General features: G+C 50.4%; 26 protein-coding genes. 10 read left to right on the top strand and 16 right to left on the bottom strand.

The genetic code is table 11. The features are described from left to right. Window positions 1-3: 3 nt before the first annotated feature. Window positions 4-381, bottom strand: coding sequence for a YccF domain-containing protein (locus IX315_RS03610; protein WP_149882317.1), 378 nt, complete (start codon window positions 379-381; stop codon window positions 4-6). A gap of 4 nt (window positions 382-385) precedes the next feature. After that, complete coding sequence (locus IX315_RS03605) at window positions 386-1,015, bottom strand: recombinase family protein (protein WP_211837183.1); 630 nt, start codon at window positions 1,013-1,015, stop codon at window positions 386-388. A gap of 254 nt (window positions 1,016-1,269) precedes the next feature. On the opposite strand from IX315_RS03605, the gene IX315_RS03600 reads away from it, so the two are divergent. The 7 genes from IX315_RS03600 (at window position 1,270) to IX315_RS03570 (ending at window position 7,918) form a co-directional block, all read left to right on the top strand. Continuing rightward, entirely contained in the window at window positions 1,270-2,382 is a 1,113-nt protein-coding gene (locus IX315_RS03600; protein WP_211837198.1) for a hypothetical protein, read from the top strand. Window positions 2,383-2,406: 24 nt separating this feature from the next. Continuing rightward, window positions 2,407-2,853 carry a hypothetical protein gene (locus IX315_RS03595; RefSeq protein ID WP_211837182.1) on the top strand — a complete coding sequence of 149 codons (447 nt, stop codon included), beginning with the start codon at window positions 2,407-2,409 and terminating at the stop codon, window positions 2,851-2,853. 78 nt (window positions 2,854-2,931) lie between these two features. Then, window positions 2,932-3,345: a hypothetical protein gene (locus IX315_RS03590; RefSeq protein WP_211837181.1), complete on the top strand. Its 414-nt coding sequence runs from the start codon at window positions 2,932-2,934 to the stop codon at window positions 3,343-3,345. After that, a complete protein-coding gene (locus tag IX315_RS03585; protein WP_211837180.1) occupies window positions 3,335-3,829 on the top strand; it encodes a hypothetical protein in 495 nt (164 codons plus the stop codon). The genes IX315_RS03590 and IX315_RS03585 overlap by 11 nt, the downstream gene beginning before the upstream one ends. Window positions 3,830-3,908: 79 nt before the next feature. Then, complete coding sequence (locus IX315_RS03580) at window positions 3,909-4,796, top strand: hypothetical protein (protein WP_211837179.1); 888 nt, start codon at window positions 3,909-3,911, stop codon at window positions 4,794-4,796. Window positions 4,797-5,005: 209 nt separating this feature from the next. Next, entirely contained in the window at window positions 5,006-6,457 is a 1,452-nt protein-coding gene (gene mobV / locus IX315_RS03575) for a MobV family relaxase (RefSeq protein ID WP_211837178.1), read from the top strand. A 54-nt stretch (window positions 6,458-6,511) separates the two neighbouring features. Continuing rightward, entirely contained in the window at window positions 6,512-7,918 is a 1,407-nt protein-coding gene (locus IX315_RS03570; RefSeq protein ID WP_211837177.1) for an OmpA family protein, read from the top strand. A 139-nt stretch (window positions 7,919-8,057) separates the two neighbouring features. Here the strand turns inward: IX315_RS03570 and IX315_RS03565 are convergent, their stop codons facing one another. Next, the gene (locus IX315_RS03565; RefSeq protein WP_211837176.1) at window positions 8,058-9,320 is read right to left on the bottom strand and encodes an ATP-binding protein; all 1,263 of its coding nucleotides are present in this window, start codon (window positions 9,318-9,320) and stop codon (window positions 8,058-8,060) included. A 464-nt stretch (window positions 9,321-9,784) separates the two neighbouring features. On the opposite strand from IX315_RS03565, the gene IX315_RS03560 reads away from it, so the two are divergent. From IX315_RS03560 to IX315_RS03550, 3 genes are read left to right on the top strand one after another with little or no spacing between them, the layout of a single operon-like run. Further along, a complete protein-coding gene (locus IX315_RS03560) occupies window positions 9,785-9,979 on the top strand; it encodes a hypothetical protein (RefSeq protein WP_211837175.1) in 195 nt (64 codons plus the stop codon). A gap of 17 nt (window positions 9,980-9,996) precedes the next feature. After that, window positions 9,997-10,287, top strand: coding sequence for a sulfide:quinone reductase (locus IX315_RS03555; protein WP_211837174.1), 291 nt, complete (start codon window positions 9,997-9,999; stop codon window positions 10,285-10,287). Between the two features lie 2 nt (window positions 10,288-10,289). Further along, window positions 10,290-10,661: a DUF2958 domain-containing protein gene (locus IX315_RS03550; protein ID WP_211837173.1), complete on the top strand. Its 372-nt coding sequence runs from the start codon at window positions 10,290-10,292 to the stop codon at window positions 10,659-10,661. Window positions 10,662-11,062: 401 nt separating this feature from the next. Here IX315_RS03550 and IX315_RS03545 read toward each other — a convergent pair whose 3' ends face one another. The 13 genes from IX315_RS03545 to IX315_RS03485 form a co-directional block, all read right to left on the bottom strand. Beyond that, window positions 11,063-12,787 (bottom strand): zincin-like metallopeptidase domain-containing protein, encoded by a 1,725-nt coding sequence (locus tag IX315_RS03545; RefSeq protein WP_211837172.1) that lies wholly within the window; start codon window positions 12,785-12,787, stop codon window positions 11,063-11,065. A 2-nt stretch (window positions 12,788-12,789) separates the two neighbouring features. After that, window positions 12,790-13,398 carry a hypothetical protein gene (locus IX315_RS03540; protein ID WP_211837171.1) on the bottom strand — a complete coding sequence of 203 codons (609 nt, stop codon included), beginning with the start codon at window positions 13,396-13,398 and terminating at the stop codon, window positions 12,790-12,792. A gap of 72 nt (window positions 13,399-13,470) precedes the next feature. Further along, entirely contained in the window at window positions 13,471-13,653 is a 183-nt protein-coding gene (locus IX315_RS03535) for a hypothetical protein (RefSeq protein WP_211837170.1), read from the bottom strand. Continuing rightward, window positions 13,650-15,206, bottom strand: coding sequence for a glucosaminidase domain-containing protein (locus IX315_RS03530; protein WP_211837169.1), 1,557 nt, complete (start codon window positions 15,204-15,206; stop codon window positions 13,650-13,652). Before IX315_RS03530 ends, IX315_RS03535 begins: the two co-directional genes overlap by 4 nt. 4 nt (window positions 15,207-15,210) lie before the next feature. Then, on the bottom strand, window positions 15,211-17,673 hold the full coding sequence (locus tag IX315_RS03525) for a MutS N-terminal domain-containing protein (RefSeq protein ID WP_211837168.1): 2,463 nt from the start codon (window positions 17,671-17,673) through the stop codon (window positions 15,211-15,213). A gap of 13 nt (window positions 17,674-17,686) precedes the next feature. Beyond that, window positions 17,687-19,489 (bottom strand): hypothetical protein, encoded by a 1,803-nt coding sequence (locus IX315_RS03520; RefSeq protein WP_211837167.1) that lies wholly within the window; start codon window positions 19,487-19,489, stop codon window positions 17,687-17,689. A gap of 8 nt (window positions 19,490-19,497) precedes the next feature. Continuing rightward, complete coding sequence (locus tag IX315_RS03515; RefSeq protein ID WP_177828879.1) at window positions 19,498-19,734, bottom strand: hypothetical protein; 237 nt, start codon at window positions 19,732-19,734, stop codon at window positions 19,498-19,500. A 68-nt stretch (window positions 19,735-19,802) separates the two neighbouring features. Beyond that, window positions 19,803-20,624, bottom strand: coding sequence for a M23 family metallopeptidase (locus tag IX315_RS03510; RefSeq protein ID WP_211837166.1), 822 nt, complete (start codon window positions 20,622-20,624; stop codon window positions 19,803-19,805). Between the two features lie 15 nt (window positions 20,625-20,639). Continuing rightward, complete coding sequence (locus IX315_RS03505) at window positions 20,640-21,302, bottom strand: hypothetical protein (protein WP_211837165.1); 663 nt, start codon at window positions 21,300-21,302, stop codon at window positions 20,640-20,642. A 102-nt stretch (window positions 21,303-21,404) separates the two neighbouring features. Further along, entirely contained in the window at window positions 21,405-22,088 is a 684-nt protein-coding gene (locus IX315_RS03500) for a hypothetical protein (RefSeq protein WP_060451221.1), read from the bottom strand. Between the two features lie 54 nt (window positions 22,089-22,142). Beyond that, window positions 22,143-22,841: a hypothetical protein gene (locus IX315_RS03495; RefSeq protein ID WP_211837164.1), complete on the bottom strand. Its 699-nt coding sequence runs from the start codon at window positions 22,839-22,841 to the stop codon at window positions 22,143-22,145. After that, window positions 22,822-23,307: a PH domain-containing protein gene (locus IX315_RS03490; RefSeq protein WP_211837163.1), complete on the bottom strand. Its 486-nt coding sequence runs from the start codon at window positions 23,305-23,307 to the stop codon at window positions 22,822-22,824. The genes IX315_RS03495 and IX315_RS03490 overlap by 20 nt, the downstream gene beginning before the upstream one ends. Beyond that, the gene (locus IX315_RS03485; RefSeq protein ID WP_211837162.1) at window positions 23,304-24,446 is read right to left on the bottom strand and encodes a toprim domain-containing protein; all 1,143 of its coding nucleotides are present in this window, start codon (window positions 24,444-24,446) and stop codon (window positions 23,304-23,306) included. Before IX315_RS03485 ends, IX315_RS03490 begins: the two co-directional genes overlap by 4 nt. Between the last annotated feature and the right edge of the window lie 23 nt (window positions 24,447-24,469).

Genomic DNA, 24,469 nt, shown 5'->3' with positions numbered 1-24,469 from the left:
CCTTTATATATGCAGTTCTACGTCCTTTCCGAATGGCGCGAGCGACAGTCCTGCCATCTTGAAGTGCTGTTTGGCAAAGGGAATGCCAATGATGGTGATGAACAGCAGCGCCCCGAAAAAGACGTGCATCAGCCATGCCCACAGACCGCCAAAGACAATCCATAGGATGTTCAGCGGTATGCGGATGCAGCCGGTGGGACTCTTCGCGTCCTTCACCTCAGCACCGAAAGGCCACAAGCACAACAAGCCAATCTTGAATGTCTGCAAAGCCACAGGGATGCCGATGATGGTGATGGCCATTGCCAAGCTTCCCGTAAAATAACCGATGGCGGCTTCCAGTCCACCGAAAAGCCACCACAAAAGATTTCCTATTATACGCATATTCTTATTCCTCTCTATTATTCCTTTTCTTCAATGGTCCGCTGTGCGGCCCGCGGTTCAGCGTCACACCATGCTTGTTGAGTATGCGGAACACGGAACTTCGGCTCGTGAAACCGCTGATGGCGAAGATGTCATCAATGCTATGCCCCTCGTTGTACATGTTCACGATGTTTTTCTCACGCTCCAGCTTCGACAGTGCCCTTTCCGACTTCTTGGGCGGTCGGATATTCTGTTGCAGATGAATGATGTGAGCCGATGTCTTGCGCAGCACGGCACACTCCTCAGATAGTGACCCAAACATACGGATGACCTGAGAAGGCTTGGTGTCGGGAAATAGTTCGTCAAACGTGTCGATACGGTCTTGGATGGAAATGATGCGAACCACCTTCACACGGCAGTATTCTATGAGTGTAGCCAGTTCGCGGGTGCCACGCAATGCGTTGCTGAACCTCGACACCACCAGCTCATCGCCGCGCTCCAGACTCGATATGAGCTGCTTCCACATCGGGCGCAGCCTTTCATGTTCGGACAGTTCCTCTATCACCTGTACACAGCCGTATTGCTGCATCCAAGCCTTGTCTTCTGCATACTCTTCGCCATTGGTGGCGATGAAGATGTAACCTACTTTTGCCATACTGTTGTACGCTATTAAATGAAATCAAGTGCAAAGGTACACTATTTTTCCGAGAAACAATCATACTTGGACGAAAAATCATACTTAAACACGATAATTTGCCATTTTCTTTTCACTTGATTTCATTGAAAATCATACTCGCAAGTATGATGCACAAATAAGATTAAACTTACTGTCATTCTTGCAAATATATCGCTGAAACGCATTAACTTTGCACCGTCAATTTCAAAATCAGACTCAAAATAATGACAACAATGAAATATGAACCCCAACTTTTCGGAGGACAAACCAACCTCCATTGCATGAAGCAAATATTGCATAATGCAAAATCAAACTCGCATGGCGGTATCAGACTTGCCATTTGTATTGCCACTGCGTTTGCCGTAATCATGCTGACAGCATGTTCAGACGGAAACGGCACGAAGTCGTTCCATTCAAGCGATGAAGCCATCAGAGAGTATCATGGCTTTCTGACCACTCTTCGGCAGAGCGACAAGGTCACCATCCAATCGTTGGCAAAGACCATCAATGAATGGCGCGTGTTGAACGATTCCGTGACATCTTGCATCTCACGTGACACTATCAGGAAGGCCCACTCATACCCATTTGCGATATATCATGAGTTGAACGACTCCATCCACATCGAGCTGTGCCGTATGGCGATGTCTAAGCAACGCACCTTTCACGACCTGCTCTATCTCAGAGAACAGACCTCTTCCCATGTTGGTGATGAGGAACTACAGCAAGCCGTGAAGGAAGCACAGCCGTTCTTCGCTTCCTTGGACAGCCTGCCTATCTATAATAGAGGAGGTAAACAGGCGGTACTGAAGCGTTACCTGCTGTTCCTGCAAAAATCCGCCAAGCAAGGCATTCACGGCAAGGAAGACCTGCTCGCTTTCATCAAGGAAGAGCATTTGTATTTCAAATCTTTCCTGCAATACCTGCCGGATTTTGCTGACGATGACATCGGTGACATCAGACGGAATACCGAACAATGCTGTCGGGAGATACTCCGTGCCGCCGACCGCAAAGATTTGTCCCACAAGGATGCAATGATTTATCTCTCCATGCGCACTAACCTCCGTCTGCTGCGCAACGCACAAGCGGCTATCGAGGATCTGAAAAGTGGCAGGGTAAAGGACGAGCACACCATGCACGCCTACCTCCTGATGATGATGCAGCCGTTCATGTCCATGGATGACCTTTCCGTGAGTGTGCTCTCCGACAAGGACAAGGCAGACCTCTACGAGATAGCCGATGCGCTTCCTAAGGAGATGGACAACCTGGCCAAGAAGCTGCACCTCGACAAGCAACGCCTGTCAGATATGCCCATTCTCATGATGAAGATTTATGTCACAAGATTATAAACACCCCAAACAGAGAATACGATTATGTTAGAACAGTTTTGCGATGATTTCCTTGCCATCGTGCCTTTGCAGTTGCCAGAACTGCTGGACAAGCGCAAGATGGAGAAGCCTGTCAAGTATGACGATTACGTGCTTCTTACTTTCCAGTTGAACACCCCTTTCACGATAGAGGAAGTGATGGATATGCTCGAAGACGAGATGGAAATGATAATCCTCTATCACCACATTCCAAGCCGTCATACGGAGTTCGGGCACAGCTGCTGTGCCTATTCCAACCCCTCTTTTGGACGGATGTTCAAGGTAAACGGCTCCACCGATGAGCGTGGCATGGTCAGCCAGATAAAAGTGACCATCTATGACTCGCTGGAGCACATGTCGGCAGATGTATGCCTCGACCTCAGCCTGCACTGCAAGAACGGATTCTTCAAATACATGAAGCCCAAGGAGGAAGTCCTGCTCGACTTCATCTGAAAGTTACATTTGCCAGATGACAGTCCTGTTCTACCGCAACAACGCTCCATTCTGTTGTCCACAACAAAAGCTAAAGTCATGCCGCAAACTCCCGACCATCCGATGAAGGAAACGCTTTACATGAAGATTATCCATCTTCTCGACCGTCACCGAACATGGCTGGAGATTGAGAGCATCGCCACTGTCCGCAACCACACGATAGTCAGGAACGGCAGAATGACCGACATCCTCAGCCGTGTGCTTGTGGTCAAGGCCATCCACCATCATTTCCCCTACACGAGAGGGCAAGTGTGGCAGATAGCCGAGTACGACATGGAACAGGCTATCAAGAGCCTTCGGACAACCGACGGAGCTTTCCGTCAGAGAATAATCAAGGGAGAACTGACACTGGAGGATGTGGAGCGTATCATATCCACTGCCACACACGGTGTCGTCCAGCCCGACCTGAGTCCACTTCCATTATTCACATGCTATACATATTATGACAAGTAAGATACTGTTTCTCATCCTGACGTCGGCGTTCTTCTTTGTGCCGATGATTCTGCACAGAAGCCGCAGACAGTTTATGACACGGTTCTATCTGCGCATGACCGCGCTTGTGGCAGCGAGGAAGCTCTACCGGCTGATGCTGCTCATCCTGCTGTACGTGTTCCACTTCCTCTACCTCTGTGTACACTATAACGACATAGGCGTAGTGGCTTCCACCATAGCGTTTGCCATATTCTTTGTCTTTATGGATGTAGAGAGGTGGCTACAGCGTCTGCACGAGGAGCGGACACCATTCCGCATCGCCGCGTTGGCGGCAGTGGTGTTTGTCTTCACTCCTCATCTGTTCACGCTTGCTGTCACCATCTCCTTTGTCCTTCTGGCATCACTGTTCTATCCCTCGCGCATAGTCATATCGCTGTGGAAGAACAAGGCTGACCGCAAGATGCTCCTCGAAGACACAGAAATGCTCATCATATACTACTATTAAGTATCACCTGTATCATGCCGTTCCTTTTGTATAATGGAGCTGGCGACAAACAACAGTATTCACCAAACAGATTATTGAAATGAAGAAACAGAAACATAGAACGAGTTCCGGCAAGATGTCTGAACGGATGTCCCTGTTGGAGTTCTTGAAAGAGAGGTCCGGGATAAGGCTGTCGAAGCTCGAAGCCTACCTTGACCTTGTGGACAAGGCTTCTGTACAGTACATCCCCAAGGATCTGTGCAAGCAGGAGTTCAGCCTGTCCCACGGGCAGTTTGTAATCACCATTACCGAACTGGCAGGATGCTGGCATTGGCATCGCGCCACTGTCCGCACCTTCATCGAGCAGTTGGAGAAGATGAACCAGATTTCCGTCACCCGTCTCACGAAGAGCCAGATTATCACCATCCCGATGTTGGCTGAGACACCTGCCGTTTCTCCGATTGACGCAGCCTTGGATGTGTTCCGCCAGAAGATGCGTACCGCATTGGACGAATGGCGAAGCGGCAAGATGTCCGCTTCGGCTTGCGCCTCGGAATGTGAACAACTCTACGAAGATGCTACAGAGGAAGTAGCCATTTTCTTGCAGAAAGCCGACAATGGCGATTCAATTGGCAAAGTGCCATGCGGAAGCAACATTCCCGAATCTGTAGGACACGCCTTTTGTATGACCGCACTTACAACTGTCTGCGAAGCCACCTTTCATCAGGTGCTTGGTCAGAAATCAGATAACACCCTCGCCACCTCCCTTCTTCCCTTCTTTTACAAAGACCTGGGAGGAGACTGGCTCTCATTCATCGAGGCGGCAAAGGCAATATCAGAATTGGCATTGGATGGCAGCTCACCAGCCTTGCAGCAGGAAAGCGCAGCCATCAAGTCGCAGTTCCAGTCGCTCTGCCGACCGTTCCTTGCCATTATAGCCAACCAAGAGGTTTCCTGTCCTACTATTATAGGCTCTAATGACCTCTAATAATCATCGTATAACGCTTCTTCTTTTCTACTGGCACCGTGCTTCACACGTCTGCCATTGCTGTAAAATAATCGGGCTTGCCCGTTGGTCGGAAATGAGGGAATTTGGGTAGCCTAATACCCCTCTTGGTCTCCGACCATCGGGAGGCTGTCCTTACAAGCAGCAAGCTGGGGACAGGAGAGTTGTACACACATAAAAGGAAATAGGTTATGGCAACACCAAAACAGGTTATGGATTTCCGACCATCTAAGGGAATCACCACAGCACAGAGCAACGAGCACCAACGCCGTTGGACGGAAAAGGGTTGGGGATCCGCTGAAGCGACAGGCAACTACGACCGCAGCCGTGAGCGGCTCAACTTCGAGATTCGGGGCGGCAAGGTCTGTCCCATTGACAAGAGCCGAAGCATCCCGGAGCGCATGGCTGACATCCTGCGGAGCCGTGGAATCAAAGACCCCAACGAGGGACTGGCAGAGCCGCGCTTCCGCACTGTGGTCAATTTCATCTTCGGAGGCTCTCGTGAGCGTATGACGGAACTGGCATTCGGTGACCAGAAGGTGAATCTGACTCATGGAGCGGACAATTCACACCTTCACCGATGCAAGGACATTGAGGAATGGGCAAAGGATGTTTACCGCTTCGTCGCGGACAAATACGGTGAGGAGAACATCGTCGCTTTCATCGTACACTTGGACGAAACCAATCCACACGTCCACTGCACCCTCTTGCCAATCAAGGACGGCAAGTTTGCATACAAGCAGATATTTGCCGGAAAGGACAAGTACGAGTTTTCTGCCAGAATGAAAGCCCTGCACAGCGAGTTCGCCGAGGTCAACAAGCGTTGGGGCATGGAGCGCGGGACTTCTGTTTCAGAGACGGGAGCACGCCACCGCACCACCGAAGAATACCGCCGCCAGCTGTCAGAACAATGCACCACCATTGAGCAGTCCGTCGCCGCCCATCAGCGGACACTCGCCTCGCTACAGTCGGACATCCGTCTGGCAGAGCGGAGAGTAAAAGGACTCACATCTATGGTGAACAACCTTTTGCAGGAGAAGTCGGAGAAGGAGGCGGCACTTGCTGAATTGCATCGGCAGGTTCTTGCAGGTCACGACAATCCTGATGCTCTCCGTCAGCAAGTCCAAGAGCTGGAGCAGGAACTGTCCGCTATCCAGTCGAAACTGGACGACAAGCAGGAGAAGCTCTCAGAGGCTGACCGCAAGCTCGATGCCCTGCGTGAGGAGATGACCGCCATGAAGGAGCGCACGGAGGAGTTGCGGCAGGAGGCACACAGATATTCCGATACTATCCGACAAGGTGCGGACACCGTTCTCAGAAATGCCCTTCTCGAAAACATGGTCAGCGAGTTCTCCGAACGTGTAGCACGGCTTTCCAATGAGGGCAAGGACGTGTTTGACGGTTCCCTGCTTCAGGCCTTTGCAGAGAATGGAACGGAGGTGATGTACTGTGCCACGCTTCTATTCCTCGGCTACGTCGATGATGCCACCACCTTTGCCGAAGGTCATGGCGGTGGCGGCAGTTCGTCCGACCTCAAATGGGGACGTGACGATGACGAGGATGAACGCGCTTGGGCACGCCGATGCATGATGAAGGCTGCACGCATGATGCGCCCCTCTTCCGGCAAAAAGAAGAAACGATAAGCGGCACTGTCACGTATCACCTGTTATAGTATTCACCAGATTAAATTGAACAACATGAGAAAAATACTTATTCTATCCCTTGGCTTAGCCCTGTCATTGGGCTTACAAGCCAAAGACTATCACCGCACGGCGGACACCACCACCGTTGTACGCAGACTTTCGGCAGACGGTATGCTTCGTCCGCTTAAACCTTCCTACATGAAAGGGGCATTGGTCGCTTCGCCATGGACGGACAACTGGTTTGTCCAAGCGGCAGGAGGAACTACGGTCTTCCTCGGCAAACCGCTCGGATGCAACGACCTATTCGGTCGCATGAAACCGGCATTCTCCGTGTCGATCGGCAAATGGTTCACACCTTCCGTCGGCGGTCGTCTGAACTATGGCGGTATGCAGTTCAACGACTGCAACAACTCCTCGCAGGACTACCAGTACCTGCGTGCTGATTTCATGTGGAATGTCCTCGGCAACCTCTACAAGGACGATGTACACACCTTTGCCCGATGGAGTGTCATTCCATACGTGGGCGTGGGTATGCTACACAACAAGGTGAATGCCCACAAGCCCTTTGCCATTTCCTACGGCATACAGGGGCAGTATCATCTCTCCCCACGCATTGCTGTTACGGCAGAGATAGGCAACATGACCACCATGCAGGATTTTGACGACTATGGCAAGGCACACCGCCTTGGCGACCATCTGCTGTCCGCATCCCTCGGCCTCTCTGTCCGCATCGGCAAGACTGGCTGGAAGCGAGTGATAGACGCTCGTCCGTACATCGCACAGAACGAATGGCTTTCCGCCTACGCCGCATCCCTTTCTGACAGCAACAGCCGCTATCACGCCCAGCACGATCGAGACTGTCAGACTCTGGAACAGCTGCGTAAGATTCTTGCAATCGAGGGACTTCTGGACAAATACGGCCACCTCTTTTCTGACGATGCCACTTCCTCCGTCACAAACGGTTATCCTCGAAACGACTACAGCGGTCTCAACTCCCTTCGAGCAAGAATGAGAGACAAGTATGGTAATGGTCAAAAGGCAAAGGTCGTGGAGTCCGCCTCTTGTACAGAAGAATATGGCAATGCTGAAAGTGAGCCGGAAGACGATTACCTTTCGCTCATCCACTCAGGAAAGGCTTGCATAGGTGCGCCCATCTATTTCTTCTTTGAACTTGGCACTGACAGGTTGCTCAACAAGTCGCAGCTCGTCAACCTTGATGAAGTGGCGCGCATCGCCAAGAAATATGGCTTGAAGGTGAAAGTCATCGGTGCTGCCGACAGTGCCACGGGCAGTGAAGCCATCAATGACAACCTCAGCCGTTCCCGTGCCAGATTCATTGCAGAGGAACTGATGAAACGTGGCATAGAAAGTGGCACCATCTCTCAGATTTTCGACGGCGGCATTGACGATTACTCGCCCAATGAGGCGAATCGCCATACCAGAATCCTGCTGTATCTATAGCCAGACATACAGCTCCGAACAAGAGCACTAAAACTTTTTTTCATTGATAAATTTTAGAAAGGGAGGGCTTGTCCGTGATGGATAGGCCCTCCCTTAATCATATATGTATCAACGCATATTCTATGCGCATATCTTTTTTTTATCCGTGTTTCTCAGTACTTGACCAGTCAAGCAGGAAATCATATATACTCATTATCTGTATGCCGTTTTCGTCGCTCCACTGCTTGGTATGTTCTCCCACGATCAGTAGTTTACGGAAAGAGTCATCTACAAGACGCAACGACCGTTTCTCCTGTTCCATCTTTTCTGCATCGGGCATACGCCACGCCGACTGGATGTAGATCCGCTCGCTCCCTTTGTTGCAGACAAAATCCACTTCCAATGTCACCCTCTGCTGCTTTCCTTCCGTATTCCTCACTCGATGATAGACGTTACCCACATCCACGAGCCATCCTCGCATACGCATCTCATTGTAGATGACGTTCTCCATGATATGTGTCGGCTCGCTCTGACGGAACGACAGAATAGCATTCCTCAGACCTACGTCCTGATAATAATACTTGGACAACGAACCTATGTATTTCCGTCCCTTGATGTCGAACCTTTCTGATTTTTCGATAAGGAAAGCATCCTGCATATATTCCAAATAAGCCGACACTGTCTTGTCGGTTATGCTCTGCACATTGCTGACGGACTTGAATGTATTGGCTATATTCAGCGCATTGACAGGTGCGCCGATACTGGATGCCACGGTCTTCGACAATTCTTCAAATTCCGCTTTCAGTTCTATGTTGTTCCGTTCGTAGATGTCACGCAGATATACCGTGCGATAAAGGCGACGCAGGAAATCAGCCTTCTTCTCATCCCCAACCTGTGTAAGTAGTTGCGGCAAACCTCCGTACAGTCTGTATTCAGCCCAACCGTCTTCTTTCGAACCGTCATACACCGTCATGAACTCCTTGAAGGATAGTGGCCACACATGTATCTCGTCACCTCTGCCTCGGAATTCCGTCACCACGTCAGAGGACAGGAAACGCGAGTTGGAGCCTGTGACATACACATCCGCCCCTTCGGTAACCGACAAGGAAGAGAGCACCTCTACAAAGTCGTCCACCTCCTGCACCTCGTCAATGATGATGTAATAGTTCTCATCGTCAATCATCATCTTTTCCACCCAGTCCAACAGGTAGTCCGGGTTCTTGAACTCTCTGTTCTTCCTACTCTCCATGTCGATGACGAGGATATGGTCTTCTCTCACGCCCTCATCCAACAGATGCTGACGAAAGAGTTTCTTCAGCAGGAACGACTTGCCTGAACGTCGCAATCCTGTGATTATCTTTATGAGCCCGTTGTTCTTTGAACGGCTCAACTGTTCTATGTACCTATATCTGTTTACTATCATGTTTTACGAAAAACTGTCACTTGTGACACTTTTTCGGAGGCAAAGTTATATATTTTATCTCAAACCAAAGAAGGAAATCAAAAAAAAGAACTAAAAATCAATGATTTTCCCGTTTTGTAGTGTCTATTCCACTTACCGATGCCCATTTTTCTTTGCAAAGTTACTGCCCGGGCGAATGGTCAAGTACCGCCATGCTAACAGGCAGAGGACTGAACGACAGCTTTCCGCAAATCAAAGATTTGGGTATTTCATTAACTCCTCTGTCTGTTTCCTTGCCTTATCGCCCTCATTCCGCAGTCTTTTGATGCACGAAAAATCAGTTCCCGGCAAGCGGAGCCGAAAGGCTTCAAAAGGAGGGAAGAAAGAAACGGTTAAGCGAACGCAGAGGGAATTTATTCACTATGCTGAGTGTGAGTTTCTTCAACGAAGTTAAAAACAAGTTGAACATTCAAACATTAAACGATATGAGGACAAGAAGATTGAGCAAAGAACAAGGAAAGCAGTGCAATATCAGCCGTTTCCCCAACTTTCACAAGAGCGGAAGCATCAAAGGCATGAAGCGCATCTATTATGGCATGGATGCCTTGTTGGTGCGTTGCGGAGATTATATCTACAACGTCAGCAGTGAGCCAAACATCTATTATCAGGCAAGTTTTTAACTCTTAATTCAAAGGATATGAACAATAGATTATCAGAAAACGAGCAGGCATTTGTCGAGTGCTTCTCACGGTTCGTAAACGGTCAGTTGGGTTCAGCCGCCAAGGTGGGCAACGCCCTTGCAGATGACCATCGCTATCTCATCAACGAAAAAGGTAAGGTGGTGTTTGCCTTCTTGGAACGCCTTGCCAACGACTATCAAAAAGGTCGTTATGACCAGCGTGACGAGTGGGTGTGCCGATTGGCAGCAGAGACCATCGAACACCTTGTAGAGAACAGAATGTATTACAGAACACTTAACAACGATTGACTATGGCAAGCAGATTGATTACACCCACGTTGGAGGAGAGACTGAAATCCTATCCTCTTTACTCACAGGACGGCAAAGGCAAGGATGCCGTTTGTGTGGCAATATTCTTCATCGGACACGTCCGTTGGTTCGTACTTGAAGGGCAACAGGAAGGTAACGACACCACGTTATTCACCATCGTATGTGGTCTGCATGAAACGGAGTATGGCTATACCTCCGTCAAAGAAATGGAGAGCGTAAAGGTGGATGGTTCCAAATATGGAGTGGACGAGATATTTCAGGTGGAGCAGTTGGACGGCTTCAAGCCGGTGAAACTGAAGAGCATTCCAGACGAGGATTTACAGGCTTTCCTGAATAGAATGGAAAAGAAGTGAACATCATATGATAACCCCCAAAGACAAAAGATAATGGACAGTAATCAACTTATCAGGCATATCTGCCGCTGCATTAAACGAGACCGCTTTTGTTGGAGGAACTATCTTCAACCATCCTCTTACTATGGTCGAGAACTCGCAGTCACTCCGTTATTTTGCTCCTATGGGCAAATCGGGTACAGCATCTATTTCCCATATTCCAATTTGCCAAACATCGACTACGATTGGGAGACCAAAGAATTAACTGTTGATGACATAGATTGGAAAGAGTGGATAAGAGACTGTCAAAAGTAACTCCATAACCAAAGCAGCCGCAGGGACAATACTCCTTGCGGCTGACTATTGTTAGTACCTACTATGAGTAGTAAAGCCTACGATTAGTATATACTACGATACTACTCTCATCTTCGGAAAGCGGACTTGGCAACGTGCTCCTCTTGTACCTCTTCCTTCTGGTACTCCTCCATGTCGAGCAGTTGCTCATACGCGGAGCTGATGTTTGCGTCCATAGAATGGTCATGGCTGAAAGGGAAGGAGTGCTTCACAGAGAGTCCTGCATTGGTCACAGTCCCCACATCCAGACTATCCTTATCCTTGTTATATTGCAGGTTCAGCAAACCACCATTTGGCATCTGGAATATCGGCATCTTTCGTTGCGCCAATTCCGAAAACTCTTCGGCGGTCATTTCCCTCGCCACTGCCTTTACGTCCTCACTGGCACGTCCTATGCCATAGCGAGTGATATGGTCCCGCACCTCCTGTTCCGTATGCTTTAGGAATACCTCGTAGGTGCCACCGACACTCCCGTTATAGACCACTGCAAAGTCTTTATCCTCTATCAGCAGGTCGTCGCCTCTGTTCTGGCACGGCTTTCTGTAGGTCTGCTCCTCGTCCATGCCGTTACCGTCATAGTAATCCTTGGCAAGTTTCATCAGTCCATCATAGTCTCCTCGATCTTTCAGCTTATCCAGTTCCGATGTGTCATCCGTTGATTGGAGATAGGCGACGGAGGCGTAATATACCTGCCCGGCATCCTTACTTCCCTCCATCTTCTTTTCATTGCCGACATTTTCCGTCTGCTCAGCCTTTTTCTCCTGGTCTATCTCCATCGCAATCTTATCGATATGCTGCGTGAGCATCGAGGTGGCTTTCTTCACATCGAGCAACGTGGTCTTGATGAACTGCGGCGACTCTTTCAGCGAATCCAGCCAAGACTTCAAATAGGCAGCCGAATCTCCTTTCAGATACTTCGTCATTCCATACCGCTGAGCGGTTAGCGCAGCCGTCAGTTCTGCCACCAGTTCCTCGCGTGCATACTCAGCCGAGCCGAAGGTAGCGGGCTTGATGCGGTCCAACTGTCCCTCCGCACCCGTTGAGTGTCCCATCTCGTGGAAAAGGTTCGAGTAGAAAGACTCCCCATCCTTGAATTGCCTTTTCTCCGGCATCACAATCTCGTTCTTGCTGATTGAGAAATAGGCGGAATCACCGAACATGGGTTTGATTGGACATATCCAACGGTTGTCCGCTATCATCCTATCCACGGGTTCAAAGGCAAACTGCTCGTCCTTCTCCACCTTAGGCATCGAGTATTCCTGTTCCAGTTTCTCCCAAAACTCTGGTCTGACCTCCTTCAGGTTGGTCTGCGACACATTGAAGACATGGTAAGTCTGAAGCTTTGGATATACATTGTACTTCTCGCGCTCCTCCTGAGAAAGCTGTTTGTAGTCCTCCCACTTGATGTGTTCCTTTGTTTCCTTATTGACCACCGTAAACGTGGTGAGCATCACGGGGAATGAATGCTCACCTTTCAATACCGACACACGAGGCTTTTGATTCTCTTCTTTCTTGCCGGTCTTGTTAAACTGTTGTATGCGGTCGAAGGTGCAGAAGCGAGGAATCTTGTAGCCCTCCTTCTCGCAATGCAGAAGCAACATAAACGCATTCATACCATTGTACTCTCGTCCGTTCAGGTTCTTCGGCCATTGCAGCGTTCCCTCGGTAAACCAGGGCTTTTTCCATCCGTCTTTGCCCGACAGCGACTGAATACGCTCAATCATCATATCGGCAAACAGGTCGAGTGCCTTGTCTTCGGCACTCGGACCTTCCTTAGCATAAGGCTTTCCCATAGTCATTTACCGTTATAGGGCTGCGGAACATATTCATTCATCTCCGACACTCGGCAGGAGAAGTCCAACTTGTCATTGAAGACACTGACAGAAAATGCGCCCTTGATGTTCGCTTTCACACCCGGTTGTAGCCATACCTCGCGTTTGCCATCGAAGAGGAAGAAACTTACCCAGATGTATTCAAATCCGTCCTGCACTTTCTCTGCGCTAAAAGCGGAGAACTGGCAGTACGGCACACCATTCTTGTCCGTCTTGTCCTCAATGCTCTTGCCCACCTTGCCGCGGAACTCCATCACACCCTTGATGCAGTCCTCGGTTTCGGCAGGCTGGTGGCTGATACTGCTTGCCGACAGATTGAAGTAAAAGGCATCACCCCGTTTCCTCGGTACCAATACACCGACTACCTCGATGCGTTCGCCGATGTTGCAGCTGCCCACCTCCGTCAGTGTTCCGTCCTTGATGACCGACACTTCGATGGTCTTGTTAATCCCGCTCTTCGCCGGAATCACTACGTTAATGGCAAAGCTCACAAAGGCCTTGCCCTCCTTGTTCGTGCGGCAGGTCGCAGCCTTGCTGACCGTTCCGCACACGGTTACATTACATTTGATCATTGCTCGATACTTTTTGAATTATACATCTCCATCGTCCAAGTGAAATGTCTTCGCAATATCAATAATCTCTTTTCAATCATCATATACCGGCGCACGTATCAGTTCATAGACTATCCACGCAGCTACAATAAGTTGGAAGCCGAGATAGATGATGGCCACGGTCTGACCGAAAAGCCATTGGGTAAGCATGAAGTGCCCTGTCACTGCCAGCATACCCATCAGCATTGTACACAAATGTCTTGCTATCCTTTTCATTTCCTTTGCAGATTTTGTTGTTGACTTTCTGCCTCCATTCCTTGCTCGAAGTTCTGCGAAGCCTGCTGTGTAGCCACGATGCCTGTCACCATTCCCGCTATCTTCATCCGCTTGCTTTCTTCCGACAGATTGGCATTGCCCAAAATGAGCGATAGTCGACTCATCTCCGAGGAAGTCAGTTCACGGTCAATCTTCACCATACCGCTCTCTGCATGAAGCACAGTCTTGCCGTTCTCACCCACAGCGATGGTGCATTGCCTCATGCCTGGAACAAGTGAGGTCAGATCTACAAGCCGGTTGGCTGCCATGGCAGAGATGAGCCCCTTTTGTCGTTCCTCATCCTTGCTGTCAATCTGCGCTGCCAACATCATCAGCGACATGAAGGTGGTCATCGCCATGTCGAGTATTGGATCATTAGTTCCCGAAATGCCCACGCCGCTGTCCTCTGAGGAAAGCAGTTTCTTCATCCAGTCCTCCGACGAAACTTTCTGCTCCTGCGGCGCATCGCTCTTGTATTTCGCCAACAGGTCATTGCCGTTATGCAGGGCCTGTAGCTTGATGTTGCCCTTCTGTCCGATTTCTGCCAAATAAGCGGCTGGATCCATATCCCTTTTTGAGCCGTCAGCCGATACGCTCTTCACTCCAAAATGCAGATGCTCGCCAGTGGTTCGTGTGCCAGTGTTTCCCGACACTCCCAACTTCTGTCCGGCATTGACCACGTCGCCTACCTTTACTGCTATGTTGGAAAGATGCAGGTAAGAGCATTGCACCTTGCTGCCATCCTCACGGCTGTATTCCACGGTAACGGATTTCCCTCCTGCCGTGTTCGCATGATGATTCACCGCCACCACCTTGCCGCCGTTCTCCGTAGCCAGCACCGCCTCATGGTTCGTCTTGATGTCAATGCCCTTGTGCATCTGCTGCTTGGTGGCATCCATCGGATCCTGGCGATTGCCGAATGGCGAGGTGATGAAGAGAAATACCTCTCGCTCTACAGGAAAGGAATACCCGGCAGACTGTGGTACATGGGCGGCAGGCATTTCTCTGCGAGGATTATTCTCCACCCCAAATGACCGACCTCCTGACCGCATCTCAGCCATCACCTCACGGTCATACTTGTCCAGTCCGTTGGCTTCAATGATGCGTTGCAGACTCGCTGCATAACCGCCGCCAGTGGCATAACCAGCCTTCTCAATGCCCTTCGTCCATCCCTTGTAGTCGTCAGGTGAAAGCGTGAAGCACTGCGCATATCGCTTGTTCTGCTTCAGGAACTGCGAATGATGCTCATAGCTGTCACCCACGCTTTTGTACTTGCAGAACTTCTCATTGGGCTTGTCGTCCGTATAGACTCCATATTCGCCGCCATTCTTCAGCCACGAATCCGTAGCCTTGATGCCGAAGTGATTGTTGCATTCGCGAGACAGTTGGCTCTGTCCGTTGCTGCTCTCCAGAATGGCTTGCGCCAAGATGACAGAGGCAGGAATCCCATACCTGCGCATCTGCTCTTTGGCTTCCTCCGCATATTGTGCGGCATACGCTGCATTCTTTCCCATAAGCCTATCTCCTTAAACTTGTATGTTGTCCTGTTTCCTGGCTTTCCTGTGCCATCTGCTTTCCAGTCTCTTGTCCAGGTGTCACCATCTCCGCGATACCACGCTTCGACGATGTTGTCTGCTTCGGCATTTCCAACTGGTCACAGATGGCTACCCGCTCTCCCGCACGAATGAGCTTCGGAAGATAGGTGTCGAGAGCATGATATGGGAATCCTGCCATTGCCAACGGTTTGCCTTCATCATCTTTGCGCCCATTGCTCTTCGTCAACGTAATACCCAATATGTTGGAAGCCTTTACCGCATCATCCTTGTAGGTCTCGTAGAAATCACCGCAGCGAAACAAAAGAATGGCATCAGGATGCTTTTTCTTCAAGTCAAGATATTGTTGGACAAGGGGAGAGATAGCAGCCTTGACTGCCTTATCTTCCTTCTTCTCTTCTTTCTTTTCTTCCCTTTGTTCTGATGCCTGTTCTTTCTGGTCTGAAGGCTTATCTTCCTGCTGTGCCATTTCCTTCTGTTCATCATGCTTCTCGACAGTTGCCGTTTCCGCTTGCTTCACCTCCGTAGCCTCTTCTTGCTTCTCCTGTGTACTTTGCTCGACGTTGTTGTCTTTCTGCAATACATCGGCAAACAACGAGGCGGCAAGGTTCTGCTTATACGAATCCCTGTCAGGAGCCACCCACAATCGTTGCCATTGTGACGGACTGACACTTCTCGGCTGCAATTTCTTGCCGTCGATAGTGGCTGCACACAGGCATTCGCCCGACTTGGCACGGAAAACTGCCACACGCTGGATGCGGTTCAGATCAACCTCCTGCTCATTGCCACCAAAAATATCCACCTTCAGATCGGGCTTAGCCTCTGCCATGGCATAATACTTCTGTGCCAATTCCTCACGCACACGCTCGATATTGTCCATCGACTGCTTCAAGGTGGTGAAGAAATGATTGAGGTCGCCTTTGTCGGGATAGACGGCAAAGCCCTCCTTACCTTCGGGCTTGATATAGAGTGCCCACCGCTCCTTGTCATCCTTCACCAACTGCACATTGTCGAAACCAATGTCACGGCTATGGGTCACGGCTTCCGTGGCATCCAACGAGGAAAGGTCTTCTATCGACCAGTTGCGCAATCTGGACACCGTGATTTTCTTGTCGGCGAAATAGCTGTCATCGGGACGGAAGCCCAAGGCTCCATCGGGATTGTAGAAACGCACGTTGTCATAACCTTCTTTCTGCAAGGCATTGGTGAAGCGTTGCTTGTTCATGCCCTTGATCTCGTTGTTCACCTCCAACGATGCCCCCTGTGGCAGCACCACATCGGCGGTCTTATTAGCATCATCTCTCACGATGACCACGGTACGCTGCTCCTCGTTGGGATGCTGCTTGATTTCGTCTGCTACGAAGTAGTGGTTGGGCAACTGCCCCTGTATCTGCGCAGTCTCTCGCTGATGCTGGTCGGTAGCATATTCCACCTTTTCACCCTGTTCGGCTTTTTTGAGCACCTTCAGTGCACCGTTCACCTCGCTCTCGATGGCATCAATCAGACAGGGGTCTTCCTTCAGCTCCCTCGTCCAGTAGTCCACCATGCCAAGGCTGTCCTTTGACAGACGGGCGGGCAGTCCCAGTTCGAGCATCTTCACACCCGAAGCAATCTCCATGATGAGACGTTCCTTCTTCACGGCATCCTCCGACGGGGCTTTGCCGTTCTTCATCACCATACCTTCACGTGCCAACCGCTGCTGATGACCGGTGGCAGACACCAACTGGCGCATCATCTCCTGTACATAGTCATTGTAGTGCTCGAAGTCTCGCTGTCGGGGCAGGTAGATGACATCCTTCTCGGTGTCGTAGTGAGCCACGCCCGTGCCGTCCTGACGGACATTCACGAGGTTGTCTTTCATCTTCTGAAGGAATCCGCTGACACGTCCATGCAACTGTTTGTCCTCCTTGTCGCCATAACCTCTGTTTTCCATCGTGCCGTCTTTCTTCAAGGCCGTAGTGTAGGCGGTTTCGTTGGCCATGGGCAGGAGGGTCTGGTCGATATTGAAGAGCACACGTATCTCACGGTTCTTCACTCCCTTGTATTGCTGCTTGTCCTGCTCCGACAACTCTGCGTATGCCTCCTTGGGGATGACATCATCGGGATGGTTGCGGTTGACGTACTTGTTCCAGTTGTAATACAGGAACGGCACACCTTTCTCATGCTCCCTCACGCTCTCACCCCGTGCCTTCGCTTCGGAGAACTGCGTAAACAGGTTGCTCTTGCAACCCTTGGCATCGGAGTCAAGGGCAAGAACAAGGGCATTGAACGGACTGACCGAAAAGCCCTTGGGATAGAGCTTCGGATATAGCTTCCCACTTGCGTTCAACCAATGCCCCTTCGCATCTACCGCACTCGTCAGTGCCTCAGTAAGCAGCGACACCTGTTTCTCCGCCGCCCGCTTCTCAAAATCTGATTTCTCTTTCATGCTTTTATTTTTTTTATTGTATTCCTCTTGGTCGTATCATTGTTTCCCGTGTCTGTTCCTCATATTGATTCGCTGCCAGCTGTCGCATCTGGTCGTTCTTGGCGAGTATGGCATTAGCCAACGTATTCAGTGGCAATGCCCCCGACTGGTACGCCCCAATCACGCTGTCAGGCAGTTGGATGGTACATGGCACATTATCGATGTTGGCAACCAAGCACCTCCCTTGCAGCATCGGGTTGCTGATGCGAGGATTGAGTGGCTCATCGGGATATTGTCGGTACTGCACACGTAACGCACCAGCACCCACCACAGTTGGCGCAATGCCTTCCTGCTGTTTCCTGCCCAGCACCTCATGTCCCGCCTTGTTGAGCAGATTGGCACCTCCCATGCCCATCAGCAACATCTTCAGTATGGGATTTTTTACGAACATTCCAGCCACAATGGAGGCCAAAGGAAGGAGACTATTGTCCATATTCAGCGATTTCGTCTTGCCCGTGAACAGTCCCACCAGTACATCGGGCAGCATTGCCAACACATAGCCAAGGTTTTTGCCAATGTCTGAAAAGCCGTCCAGCCCGAAGCTCTGTAAAAGTCCGTCCCATCCGCTTTCATTGGTCTGCAAGGCGGCTTGCTCTGGCGGTTCTACAGATGCTGTTGCCTCTTCAGTCGATGAATCAGGAGTTTCCTGCGGTTCTGCTTTCTTCTCCTTCTCAGCCTCTGCATCCAGTCTCGCCTTAACCTCCAGATACTCGTCTTCCTGTCCGGGTGCGACTATCAAGGGCACATCCTTGTACTTGCCTGTACGTTTGGCTGCTTCGTTTCTCTGAGGGTCAAGGAACGTACCTTTATTCCATGGGAAGGAGGTCTGTTCTGTTTGTTTCGTCCAATCCATAAATGTGATATTGCTCGTGGGAATCTTGTTCTTGAAATGGCTGTTGGTAGCCTTGATATAGTTGTTCTCGTGGTTCTTGATGACCTTTGCCTGTTTGCGGAATGAGGCGAAGACATTGGTGTCCGTACCGAAAACTCCCTTGCTGATACACTCCTCGACACTGACCTCTTGTTTGCTGCCTTTTTTGCCAAGGCATTCCATGCCGACATTCATCACCATATCGATACCGACAAACTTGGCGAAGGTCGCCCATGAGCCGATTCCTCCCATGGCCACGGCATCGGCACCCGCTCCAGCTGCCCATCCCGCCGCCTTCTCTGTCCGAGAGGGCTTATAGGCTGCCTCTCCTTTGGCTTCTATCTCTGCGGCAAGGGGTGACTTGTTCAATTCGTAGGGCAGACCGAACAGACTGCTCTGTGCCGCCTTGCGGATGATATAGTCGGCTGAGGATTTGGGCATACGATCTTTTATCAGTTTCTCTATCATCAGCTGCTCTATACGGTGGTCGATATAGGCGTATGCCAAATCACAACCGAGTTGTTTAGAGAGTGCATCGTACCGTTCTCGTCCTATCTCCGTCACCACCGCCTTGCGCCACTCCTCAGCCATCACGGCAAGGTCACGCTGCATGTCCTTGTTGCCGACAATAGCCTCCTTGCACATCGCCAGATAATCTTCGGTGGTCTTGCTGTTCCACTCGCCTGTAATCCTCAGCGTGGCGTATGGGTCATCACCGGGCATATTGGCAGTGGCCAATGAGCGTAGGATGCCAGCCGCGCTGTTGGAGTAGGCTCGCATCTCGTCTGCCTGTCTGTTAGACAAGTCCCGCTGTACCCTGCCCATCACGGGGGCAAGGTGACACCCGAAGTAGTCGCCCATCAGACGCTCTATCTCTGCGAATCGCTGACTGTTCTTTACTGCCATATACCTTTTTATATATTATACTGCTGTAATATCTGTTCCTTTGTCTGCTCGATGGCATTGTGATATATCTCCATCTGCTTAGGATAGTGTTTCTCCAACCATGCGTCCTTGTCCACTTGGCGGTGGATGAACTGAACAGCCATACGTTCCTCTATCTCCACGGAAGGTTCTCCCTCTTCCTTGCCATTGAACCATGCCTTTGTCCACCATCTCACGCCAGCCCGGTCGGGATAGACGCTCACCATTCTCGGTATGTCGAAACTCTGGATATCCACGTCCAAATCGGCAAGAGGATCAATGATGCCGTCATGCGTCAGGACTTGCTCTTGGAGTTTTTTTTTAATACCTCGTCCATCGTGGAGAGATACACCTGATGTCGCATGGCAAGATAGTTGAGAAAGTCGGCAATGAGCAGGTTCTGCACCTTAGCCGCCAAAGGCATACAGCGGTTGCCGATGCCCAAGGGATTAGCCATGCTCGGTATGGTCTCGTAGAAGTAATGCTTGCTCGCTCCCAACGAGAAGATGTTTCTCAACGACTGCTCCATATGCTCGGGCAGAGAGTATGCTCCCTGTTGAAGGTCCTCGAAATAGGAGGGGAGGAAGCGGAGCATCAATGTCTCTATCTCCTGACGGTCGGTGTCGTAGGGTGAAGGGATGTTCATGTCAAGTTCATTGATGCCCATTTGGGAATTGTGCTCCAATGCCTTGATATTGCCGTAGAGCATGGTGAGGAACTCCAATGGATTGATTTCCTCTCCGTCAAACCTCACCTCCATGTGCAGCAGGTCGCCACTGATGGCAATGGTCTGACCGGCCTTGACGCTTTGGGAGAAGTTGGCGAAGACATTGGAGAGGTGTCTGTAAGTCACTTCGTATTTGCCGTAGCGGATGGTCTGGTAGATGCCATGCTCCGCGTCTGACCCGATGGCAGAGACGGTTCCCGTAGCCACTGCAGACAGCAAGTAGTGGTTCACAGAGAAGTCTATGCCGTGATGGAAGAATGTTTCTCCCGTCACGGGGTGCTTCTGCTCTCCGTAACTCAAGGACATCTGCACGTCCTGCTTCGTGGGCTCCTCAAACGGCATACAGTAGCCGCTCGATGAGCGTAGTATCATTTCTTCTGTATATCTCATATCGCTGTATATTGATTATCGTTTCATCCCTCTGTTCTGGGTCTCTGCCTCTTCCAAGTTCTGCCCATGCGAAGATGTGCCGCCTCCGTTAGGCAGAGCTTGCGCCACCTTAGAATTGTTCCCGATGATCATCGCTCCAAGTAGGGCACCCGCAATCTTGCTCATCCAACCAAAGCGTCCGAATACCATGAAGGCGGCAGCCACTAGTCCGACGATGCTCATACCAGACACGTTGCCCTTGCCGATATTGCCAAAGAGATTGCCTATCATGTCGCATCCTCCGCCACCGAACATATTTCTGAAGAAGTCACTGATGCCGCTAAACTGGGTGTCCATCTTTCCGGCTACAGTGTTCACCGCATCAACGGCTTCACCAGCCTTGCCCGTCAGAAGCTGTACGTCGTTGGCGGTTTGTGCCACCGCTTCCGTGGCATTCTCGCCGATGACAGCGTCACCCACAATGCGTGCCACGCTCTTGTCCGTGGTCAGCTTCTCCCATGTCACATAGCCTGCGGCACTACCTACTGCGGCTGTCTGCATAGCCTTGCCGGCTCCCATAAGGGTGCGTTGCGGGTGGAGTGCCGCACTGCCTAAGGTTTTTCCAGTTACTCCGATGACATGGCCGGTACCTCGTGCCGCCTTGCCACCATATTTCAATAATGAGCTCCAAAATCCCATATCTCTTTATTTTATGATGATTGTTGTATCAGTTGTCTCTGTTGTCGTAGGAATAGCCACCGTTCCCGACAATTTTGTTGTCGGGTTTCAGTGTCCAGTCCTTTACGGTTTCACATTCTTGCCCACCTGCTTCCACCGCCTCTTGGCAGCCGCCGCTATCTCGGCTTTGTTCGCTTTGGCGGGTCTTGCCCCTTCGTCTATCTCCATCCAGACATCGCCCATGGTGGTGTATTTCACCGCCCTCGTCAGTCGTTTCAACTGCTTGTTCATCTTCTTCAGTTTGGGACGGATGCCGAAGACTATCTCCACACGCTCCTTTTCGGTCATCTTGTTGCCCGACAGGCATACTGTGCGGATGTCATTCACAATCTCGATGCTGTTCATAATCAGCTCGCGGTATATCTTGTTGCGCTTGGCAGACAGGGCTACGGCAAGTCCATTAGCTGGATGGGCATCTAATTGAGCCACCAATCCTCCCATGTTGTCCACCAACTGACCTATCTCGTGATAGAAACCGTATATCTGTGCAGCATAGCTGACGATGGAACGGAAGGAGTCCAAATAGTTGTTGAACTCCCGTTGCAGGTCGGTAGTGGCTTCCACTTCCTCCTTGGTCCAGATATGACCGGTGGATTGTAGCAGCATCACCTTCTCCTGGTTCTTCAGTTCTTTCTCTGCCTTGTTGGTGTACATCAGAATCATCCCCGCAAGAGTCGGGTCGTTCTGCGCCCGCACTCCTGCAAAGGATGACAACATTAATATGGAATAAACAACTATAACTCTCATATCTTATTTTCTTTATAATTAGCCACCATTCCCGACCATTCCGTTGTCGGGCAGTCACTCTCCACTCACTCTCGCCGCCCTTCTCCACCGTCCCATAGCCTGAGCCGCAATCTCCCCGTTGCTGCGGTCTATCATCCCTGCCGTCACGCTGTTCCACACATCGGTCAAGGTGTAATAGCGTATAGATAGGTAGAGCCGATGCAGCTTCTTGCTGAAGGCACTCAGCTTGTCGTTCAATGCCCACAGCGTTTTGCTGCGTTCCGCTCCTGTCAGCATGTTCTCTTTACCTCCCTTGGCGACGGCATCTTTCAGCAGTGTGAAAACAGACACCAATTCAGTGGCGGTCTCCATATACAGGTTATTCATCGAGAGGGTAGCGACAATGCCTTGCGGATTGTTGCTGATGGCCTTGCGCATCTTACACAAGGTGATGAATATCTTCACACCATCATCGTACAGATAGGTACAGGCTTTGAGGGAAGATGCATAACCGCTGGCGGTCTTTAGATAACTGTTGTACTTCTTCTCCCATTCGTGTATCTTTGTAAACTCTGCGGCGATGGTGTTCTGCAACAGGGCGGTCTTGGTCTGACCCTTGATTTCCTTTTCTATCTCACCGTTGATGGCTTCGTTGCCCTCTGCTAATGCCATCCATTCCAAAGGGTTGGCTGTCACAATCTGTGCATGGGCTGACGGCACGCTCAGTACCAATGCCACGACAATGAGCCAAATCTTATCTATTCGTAATCTCATACACGCCCTTTCTTCGTTTGTTCATTTCTACTCTTGTCCGAATCACACTCACCACATCATAGCTGTTCTTGATGCCTGTCATATCCAGTTTCGGTGTCGTTCTGTCCATCGACAACACGGTCACGCTTTTTAGTCCGCACAACTGCTGCATCAAAGTCTGGTGCTCGGCAAAGTCCACCACTCGGTACAGCTCCATATAGTTCACGCTCCGCTTAAACACTCCGTGCTCACAGATGAGTTGCTCGCTCCCGATATGGTAGCGGATGCTCCTCAGATAAATGAATCGGTAGAGTAAACAGAGGGAGGCCAAGAGACTGAGGACAAGCAACAGGGTACTATATACACAGTCTGGCAATCCTCCAACAAGGAGCATTGCCAAGCACAACAGCAACAGTGGCAGCTCGTTAATGAAATACTGCCCGATGCTGGGTCGTAAGGTGATGATGCTGTTATCTTCTTGTCTCATACGCTTCTATGATATGTGTTCTTTTCTTCTTTTTCCCTTTGTTTCTCTGCCTTGCCGGCTGCGATGAACTCGGCATAGTCAAAGGTGTCTGGTTCGCCTTTTGCAATCAGTTCTGCCGATTTCTTGTTGAGCAGCGCATCGTTCCAGTCCTTGTAGCAACCCAATGGGTGGTAGGCTTGCACATGCTCATGTTGGAAGCCCATCTCTGCTGCTACCTTCCTGAAGTTTGCCACAAACTGCCATCCGGCATCATCCTTGTCAAAACCCAAATAGTGCCGTGCGTTGGGTGTGATGGACAGAAGTCCTCGCATCTGCCCCTCGGTAGGTGTGCCACCCGTAGATACATACACCATCTTCACAGGGTTTATCTGATACTCTGCCATTGCATCGTAGGCACTCTCAAACCATACTATCTCGCTTACTTTATCCAACGGCTTTCCCGTCAGATTGGCAATCCACAATCCTTCACTGCTGTTGCTCCCCTCTGCCTTGCCCTTATAACCGCCGCTTCCATCTATCTTTGGTCGCCCTCGTTCCTCAAAGCCCACGGTCTTATCGGACTCTTTGGGCAGCACAAGTGGAAAGGCAAGATTGGCAAAGGTGAGTCCATCTGTCCGATGCTTGGTAGCCAGACAGAAATGACGATGAAAGGCATACTGCGTATAGAGGTCGATGCCTCGATATTTGAAATAATGATAAAACTTCTTCTGCGTCTCTCTGTCCTGCGGATTGAACTTGTGGATGTCGTAGTCATTCAGGTTGAATGGCTTTCCGTCCTTTCTTGGTTCTACGATTTTCGAGGGTCTGTCCTCGATGGGTTGATTGAGCAGTCGGTTGCAGACAAGGTTGACGAGTCGGTCTGGTGCCATACCTGCCTTATTCTCAGAAAACATTTCAGGATGCTCCTTGATGAACGAAATAACATTATACACCTTCTGCTGCGGCGGTTGGAAGCAACACTTTCCGTTCTGCGTGACAATGAACTTATCGCCACGCACCCGTCTGCCCTCACTGTCAGTACGCACATACGACGGATAACGCAAACCATCTCTCTTGTTCAGATGATACCCTGCGTCCACCAGCACTTCCTGTATGCTCAACCTATCCAGAAAGTCATCGTATGTCAGCTCGTTGCTCATTATAAATTGTAAATTATAAATTG

This window comes from Porphyromonas levii, assembly GCF_018206105.1.
Classification (GTDB): Bacteria; Bacteroidota; Bacteroidia; order Bacteroidales; family Porphyromonadaceae; genus Porphyromonas_A; species Porphyromonas_A levii.
This window is presented reverse-complemented; position numbering and strand designations above follow the sequence as displayed.